This window comes from Acidimicrobiia bacterium (assembly GCA_029210695.1).
GTDB lineage: Bacteria > Actinomycetota > Acidimicrobiia > Spongiisociales > JAHEDJ01 > JAHEDJ01.
This window is the reverse complement of sequence record JARGFH010000103.1, coordinates 1-6,590: the sequence shown is the minus strand read 5'-3', so window position 1 is coordinate 6,590 and position 6,590 is coordinate 1. Positions and strand designations below refer to the sequence as shown.

The 6,590-nt window shown below is 62.9% G+C and carries 5 protein-coding genes and 1 tRNA gene; 2 read left to right on the top strand and 4 right to left on the bottom strand.

Annotated features, from left to right (window positions below; translation table 11 throughout):
* Positions 1-131 precede the first annotated feature (131 nt).
* The gene (locus P1T08_17950; protein ID MDF1597963.1) at positions 132-974 is read right to left on the bottom strand and encodes a maleylpyruvate isomerase family mycothiol-dependent enzyme; all 843 of its coding nucleotides are present in this window, start codon (positions 972-974) and stop codon (positions 132-134) included.
* Between the two features lie 46 nt (positions 975-1,020).
* Here P1T08_17950 and P1T08_17945 point away from each other — a divergent pair.
* Positions 1,021-1,096: transfer RNA gene (locus P1T08_17945), tRNA-Glu, on the top strand.
* A gap of 72 nt (positions 1,097-1,168) precedes the next feature.
* On the opposite strand, the gene P1T08_17940 is transcribed toward P1T08_17945, so the two are convergent.
* Genes P1T08_17940 through tdh form a run of 3 tightly spaced genes read right to left on the bottom strand, consistent with a single transcriptional unit; the run spans position 1,169 to position 5,782 of the window.
* Positions 1,169-3,475, bottom strand: a complete 2,307-nt coding sequence (locus tag P1T08_17940; protein ID MDF1597962.1) for an NADP-dependent malic enzyme — start codon at positions 3,473-3,475, stop codon at positions 1,169-1,171.
* A 52-nt stretch (positions 3,476-3,527) separates the two neighbouring features.
* A complete protein-coding gene (locus P1T08_17935) occupies positions 3,528-4,721 on the bottom strand; it encodes a glycine C-acetyltransferase (GenBank protein ID MDF1597961.1) in 1,194 nt (397 codons plus the stop codon).
* Between the two features lie 2 nt (positions 4,722-4,723).
* Entirely contained in the window at positions 4,724-5,782 is a 1,059-nt protein-coding gene (gene tdh / locus P1T08_17930; GenBank protein ID MDF1597960.1) for an L-threonine 3-dehydrogenase, read from the bottom strand.
* Positions 5,783-5,854: 72 nt separating this feature from the next.
* Here tdh and P1T08_17925 point away from each other — a divergent pair, with 72 nt between their 5' ends.
* On the top strand, positions 5,855-6,430 hold the full coding sequence (locus P1T08_17925; protein MDF1597959.1) for a disulfide bond formation protein B: 576 nt from the start codon (positions 5,855-5,857) through the stop codon (positions 6,428-6,430).
* The last annotated feature ends 160 nt before the right edge of the window (positions 6,431-6,590 follow it).

Below are 6,590 nucleotides of genomic sequence, written 5' to 3'. Positions count from 1 at the left end.
GGACGATCCCCGCTGTGGCAGGGTTCGTGGCACTGCCTACCCCGGTCATCAAATAGCAGACAGACCACTAGGTTCTGCGGGGACTCTGGCGGTGCAGGCCGAGGTGCGGTTTACGAACCCGCACGGCTTTCTCAGCCCATGCCTTCTTTGCAGATAGAGCGCAGCCGGACGGCCAGAGAGTCATCTCCCGACAGGCCGGCACGGTCGAGCGGGCCGCGCCCCCACAGCCAGAGATCGAGGTCGGCGGCAGAACCCCTGATCACGGCAGTTGGGGCCAGCTCGGCGGCGATTGTGATGAACGAATCGAGATCGTAGGAGGTTCCGGTGACGGGGGAGGTGCCGCTGAACCGGCCGAACCGAACGTTCCACGCCTCCGGTCGGTCAACACATTCGATCCTGGCGACGTCTGCGCTTGGATCGAAAGCGCCCCAGGGCGGATACCCGCCGACGTAGACGGTGAGCACTTCGTCGATTCCGTCCGCAGCCAGTTCGGCGTCAATCGGTGAGACGGCCCCGAGCCCTTGCTCGGCATCTACCCGGTGGATCAGCGTTTCGTGGGCCATTCTCCGGTACCAGAACCCGACGGACTGGTCGGGTGGATACCAGGTGAACACGTGCTCGGTCGGGTTTGCCGCGCGCAACGTCTCGAGGAGTTCGTCTAACCCGCTCCGGTACCAGGAATCGACGTCCGAAGTCGGCGCATCCACAGGATCGGGATTCTCGAGAAGGCGGCCACGCACGATGCTCGTCTTGTGGCGATGAACGATCCCGGTGTGTTCGACGACATCTCGAACCAACCAACCCGGGCAGCAGGGAACATTTGCATCGAGGCCCGAATGAGCGGCTGCCTCGAGGAGTCGGCCGTCGGATTCGAGATGCATCAGATAGGTCGACCAATCCATCTCTGTCAACCTAGCCGGGCCGGCCGGCTCGTGTTGTCCGAGCACCTGCCCCTCGCCTGTTGCGACCGGCACGTTCTCGAGTGTCCTCGCTTCGCCTAAGATCTAGCCGCATACACCCGGCCCTGTCGTCCAGCGGTCTAGGACGCTGGCCTTTCAAGCCGGTAACGCGGGTTCGAATCCCGTCGGGGCTGCCACGTTGAGACCCCCACCGAGGTGGGGGTCTCAACGCGGGCGCCGGACCACCCGGGCGATGCGCGGAGGGACGCTCAGAAACTCCGTTCGATTTCTGCGGCCAGCGACGAGTTGTGGCTCTTGCGCTGGGCATCCAGAACCGCGATAGCCGTCAGGTTGACGATGTCGCCCACTTCGGCATCCCGTTGGGCAACGTGCACCGACTTCGACATGCCCGTCAAGATCGGACCGATCACCTGGGCGTCCGCCAGGTGATGAAGCAGCTGGTAGGCGGCGTTGGCCGCAGTCAGATCGGGGAACACCAGGACGTTGGCGGCTCCTCCGAGCTTGTTGAACGGGTGTCGCTGCTCCAGCAGATTCGCCATCACCGCAGTGTCGGCATGCATCTCGCCGTCGAGGGGCAAGTCAGGTGCCTTGTCGTTGCAGATACGCACCGCGGCGCGGACACGCTCGGGCTCCTCGCCTCCTGCGCTGCCGAAGTTCGAGTAGCTGATCATCGCCACTCTCGGCGACACGTCGAAGTCGTGAAGGGCCGTGGCGGCCGCCGATAGGGCAATCTCGGCCAGCTGTTCGGCGGTCGGGCGAATGTTCACCGCGCAGTCGGCGAAGAAATACGGACGCCCCTTGATCATGACGATGTACAGGGCGCTCACAATGCTGCGCCCATGTTCCAGCGGCAGGACCTGCAGGGCGGGCCGGATCGTATCGGCGTAGTACGTTGTCAATCCGCCGAGCATTGCGTCGGCGTCGTCCAACTTGAGCATCATCGATGCAAACAGGTTCGGTTCGAATATTGCCTTCGTCGCATCGTCAAGTGCCATGCCCTTGCGCTGCCGGGTTTCGAATAGCGCAGAGGCGTACCGTGCCCGGTGATCGTCGGCTTTGAGTGGATCGAGCATCTCGATCCCATCGAGTGGGATCTCCAGCCCGGCGGCCGTGTGCTCGATGGCTGCGATGTTGCCCAGGATGATTGGAGCGGCGATTCCTTCGTGGCTCACACGCCGGGCGGCGCGGATGATGCGAGGGTCGGCTCCTTGTGGGTAGACCACCCGCATCGCCCGCTCCTTGGCCTTGACGGTGATGGTGTGCATGAGTCCGTACGTTGACTGGAACTTCGCTCGTAGCTCGTTGGCGTATTGCTCCCTGTCGTCACACGGCGACTGCGCAAGGCCTTCCTCGCAGGCGGTCATGGCGACGGCCGGCGCGACATACCACAAGACCCGGGGGTCGAAGGGCTTGGGAATGATGTAGTCCGGCCCGAAGGTGAGATGATCGAGCTTGTACGCCTTGAGCACGACTTCACTGACCGGCTCGCGGGCGAGGTCGGCGAGGGCGTGGGCGGCGGCGACTTTCATCTTCTCCGAGACGCCTCTGGCGCGCACGTCGAGCGCACCACGGAAGATGAACGGGAATCCGAGTACGTTGTTGACCTGATTCGGGTAGTCGCTGCGCCCTGTTGCAACGATGGCATCCGGGCGAGCTTCCCTGGCATCCTCATATGAGATCTCCGGATCCGGGTTGGCCAGCGCGAAGATGATCGGCTGATCGGCCATCGATCGCACCATGTCCTGGGTCACGGCGCCTGCGACGGAAACGCCCACGAAGCAGTCTGCTCCTTCGAAGGCCTCTGCCAGCGTTCGCTTGTCGGTGGCCTGCGCGAACTCGAGCTTCTCCTTGGTAAGGCCTCCTTCGCGACCCTCGTAGATCACACCGCGCGAGTCGCAGAGGAGGATGTTCTCGTGGCGAACTCCGAGTGATTCGAAGAAGCGAGCACAGGCGATGCCGGCCGCGCCTGCCCCGTTGAAGATGACCTTCGCATCTTCGATGGAGCGTCCGGTCATCTCAATGGCGTTGAGGAACCCCGCCCCGGCGATGATCGCGGTACCGTGCTGGTCGTCGTGAAAGACCGGGATGTCGAGTCGTTCACGGAGTGTCTGCTCGATGTAGAAGCACTCCGGTGCCTTGATGTCTTCGAGGTTGATTCCTCCGACGGTCGGCTCGAGCATCTCGCAAAAGCGGATGATGTCATCCGGGTCATCGGCGGCGATCTCGAGGTCGAAGACGTCGATGTCGGCGAACCGCTTGAACAGAACCGCCTTCCCCTCCATGACCGGCTTGCCGGCCAGGGGACCGATGTTGCCGAGGCCCAGCACGGCGGAACCGTTGCTGACGACGGCGACCAGATTGCCCTTGTTGGTGTACTCGAACCCCATGGAGGGATCCGCGTGGATCGCCAGGCACGGCTCTGCAACGCCGGGTGTGTAGGCGAGGCTGAGATCAGCCTGCGTTGCCGTCGGTTTGGTGGATCGAATCTCGATCTTCCCGGGCCGGCCCCTGGAGTGGTAGTCGAGTGCTTCGCTGAAACCCTTGCCGTCGCTCATGATCCTCTTTCCTCATGTCGCTGAACCTTTGATTCCCCGCCTCTGTGTGGCGTTACTTGTCGTCGATAACCCCCATCGTTCCGCCGACGGCCGCGAACGCCGCCAGGCCGAGGTCGAGATCTTCAGGGCTATGGGCGGCCGAGATCATCACCCGGATCCGGGCCTCGCCCATCGGGACGGTCGGATAGGCGATCGCCTGGGCAAACACCTCGTGGTCGTCGAAGAGACGCCTGGAGAACTCGCGCGCCGTTTCTTCTTCGCCTAGCATCACGGGCGTGATCGGCGTGGCGGTCGACCCGGTGTCGAACCCGAGGCCGTTCATGGCCTGCCGGAATCGCCGGGCGTTCGCCCACAGCCGGTCGACCAGAGCGGTCGAATCGCCGAGGATGTCGATGGAGGCGATGCATGCCGCAACATCCGGCGGGGTTGCGGCCGACGAAAACAGGAACGGACGGGCACGCTGCCGGAGCCATTTGACGACCGGTTCCGGTCCGGCGACGTAGCCGCCAACTACCCCGAACGCCTTCGACATCGTGCCGACTTCGACTTCCACGCGGCCGTGCAGTCCGAAGTGATCGACGATCCCACGCCCTCCACGTCCGAGTACGCCTTCGCCGTGCGCGTCGTCGACCATGACCATGGCCTGGTAACGATCGGCAGTCTCGACGATGGCGTCGAGAGGGGCGATGTCACCGTCCATCGAGAAGACTCCATCGGTGATGATGAGGATGTGCCCGGCCCCCTGGCGGCGCGCCTCGGCGAGTTGCGCATCGAGGTGATCAACGTCTGCATGCCAGTAGATCTTGCGATCTGCCTTCGCCAGGCGGACGCCATCGATGATGGAAGCGTGATTGAACTCGTCGGTGACGATGATGTCGCCGGCACCGACGAGGGCCGGGATGGCACCGGCGTTGGCGACGAAGCCCGACTGGAAGGAGATCGCCGACTCGACTCCCTTGAACTCGGCCAACTTCCGCTCCAGTTCGTCATGGATCGTCATCGTCCCGGCGATCGTCCGAACCGCTCCGGGGCCGATGCCGTAACGATCGAGAGCAGCCTTGGCGGCTGAGATGAGGCGAGGGTCATTGGCCAGGCCCAGGTAGTTGTTCGAGCAGAAGTTCAGAACGTTGCGCCCGTCGACGGTTATCCGGGCCCCTTGGGGTCCATCTACGTGGCGGATCTGGTTTTCGAGGCCGGACGTGGCTAACTCCGCCAACTGTTCGCGCAGGTACTCGACTTTGTCCATCGTCACTCCAGCGGTCCGTCGGCATCTGCCGGATCGGGGAACATGATGACCTTCCCGCACTCTCCTGAGGCCATGGTCTCGAATGCTCGCTCGAAGTCATCGAGGGCGTAGCGGTGGGTGACGACCGGCGTGAGGTCGACGGCGCCGGAGCGAAGCAGGCCTCGCATTTGGTACCAATCGACCCAGAGCCTGCGTCCAACGATGCCGTACACGCTGGCACCTTTGAAGATGATGTGGTCGTCGAGGTTGAAGTCCAGTGCACCCGAGGTCAGGCCCAGGAGCGCCGCCTCCCCACCGGGCTTGAGGGTGGAGAATCCCTGGTCGATTGCCGACGGTGCGCCGGACATCTCGAGTAGAACGTCGACTCCTTCTCCCTCAGTGACGTCCATGATGGTTCCGACCACATCGTCTGAGATCGGGTTGACGATGATGTCGGCGCCCATCTGCTTGGCCATGTCGAGCCGAAACTGGCTGACGTCGCTGGCGATGATCAGGCGTGCCCCTAACGCTCGCGCCACCGCGATGGCCATGACCCCGACCGGTCCGCACCCGGTGACGAGGACTTTGCGGCCCGAGACGATCGGTACTGAGGCGGTGTGCACTGCGTTGCCGAAATTCTCCTGCAGGGATGCGATCGAATACGGCATGTCGGGCGGATCCGGCCAGGCATTCATGGCAGGGACCGCGACGTATTCGGCATAGACGCCGTCCCGGCCGACGCCGAGGATCTTGGTGTTCTCGCAGAGGTGGCCCTTGCCGGTTCGGCAGAATGCACACCGGTTGCACACGATGTGCGACTCAACCGAGACCAGTTGCCCTATCTCCGGTCCGTCGGCTCTTGGACCTTTGTCGACGACCACACCGCACATCTCGTGACCGACCACGAGCGGGGGAGTGACGTGCGACTGTGCCCATGGATCCCAGTTACGGATGTGGAGGTCGGTGCCGCAGATCGAGGTGGCCTTGACTTGGAGAAGTATCTCATCGGGACCCACCGCGGGCACCGGTACGTCGATCATTTCGAGTCCGGGGCTGGATGATGTCTTGACGACGGCTCGCATCATTTCTCAGGCTAACTGACCGGCAGAGGCTCGATGCCGTCGCGTGGCGCCGGCTGTGGAAGAATGCCGTTCATGAGTGTTGAAACGGTCTCAATCTTCTTCGCGTTGCTGACGCTCGCTGCGCTGGCCGGGGTCGTCGGCGTCGTGGTCGTCATGGTGGCGGCTAGGTGGTCGCCCGCCATCGCCCGGTTCAGAGACGCGGCGGTCGACCTGGTCGCTCCCACTGCCTTGTGGCTCGGATCGTTCATTGCGGCGGTTTCCATGGTGGGGAGCCTCTACTACTCGGAAGTGGCGGAGTTCGCCGCATGTGATCTCTGCTGGTATCAGCGGATCGCGATGTACCCGCTGGCGATCATCCTCGCCATCGCCGCATATCGCAGGGACTTGGGAATCCGGTTGTATTCCTATCCACTCGTCGTAATCGGTGCTGCGCTGGCCGCCTACCAGTATGTGCTCCAGCTGAATCCGAGCCTCGAATCAGGCTTTTGCGGGGTCGATGCCTCGTGTACCGAGCGCTACATCTGGCAGTTCGGTTTCATCTCGTTTCCGTTCATGTCGCTCGTCGGATTCGCGATGATCTTCACGCTGCTCTACATGGCCGGATGGGCGAACAGAAACCGAGGAAACAGCGAGAGTCAGACGGCCTAGAGAGCCAGAGGTTCCAGGTAGGAGCAAGAGGTTCTAGGTGATGGGTTCTGGGTTTTACCGTGGAAGAATCTGATCTGCCGGGAACTCAGAACCTACAACCTAGAACCTAGTGGTCTGTCGCGGATTCAGTGATCTGGTTGAGGGCGGCTCGTCCTCGTTT

Coding starts and splice junctions, on each gene's coding strand:
- P1T08_17940 (MDF1597962.1), bottom strand. CDS start 3,475: ATGAGCGACGGCAAGGGTTTCAGCGAAGCACTCGACTACCACTCCAGG.
- P1T08_17935 (MDF1597961.1), bottom strand. CDS start 4,721: ATGGACAAAGTCGAGTACCTGCGCGAACAGTTGGCGGAGTTAGCCACG.
- tdh (MDF1597960.1), bottom strand. CDS start 5,782: ATGCGAGCCGTCGTCAAGACATCATCCAGCCCCGGACTCGAAATGATC.
- P1T08_17925 (MDF1597959.1), top strand. CDS start 5,855: ATGAGTGTTGAAACGGTCTCAATCTTCTTCGCGTTGCTGACGCTCGCT.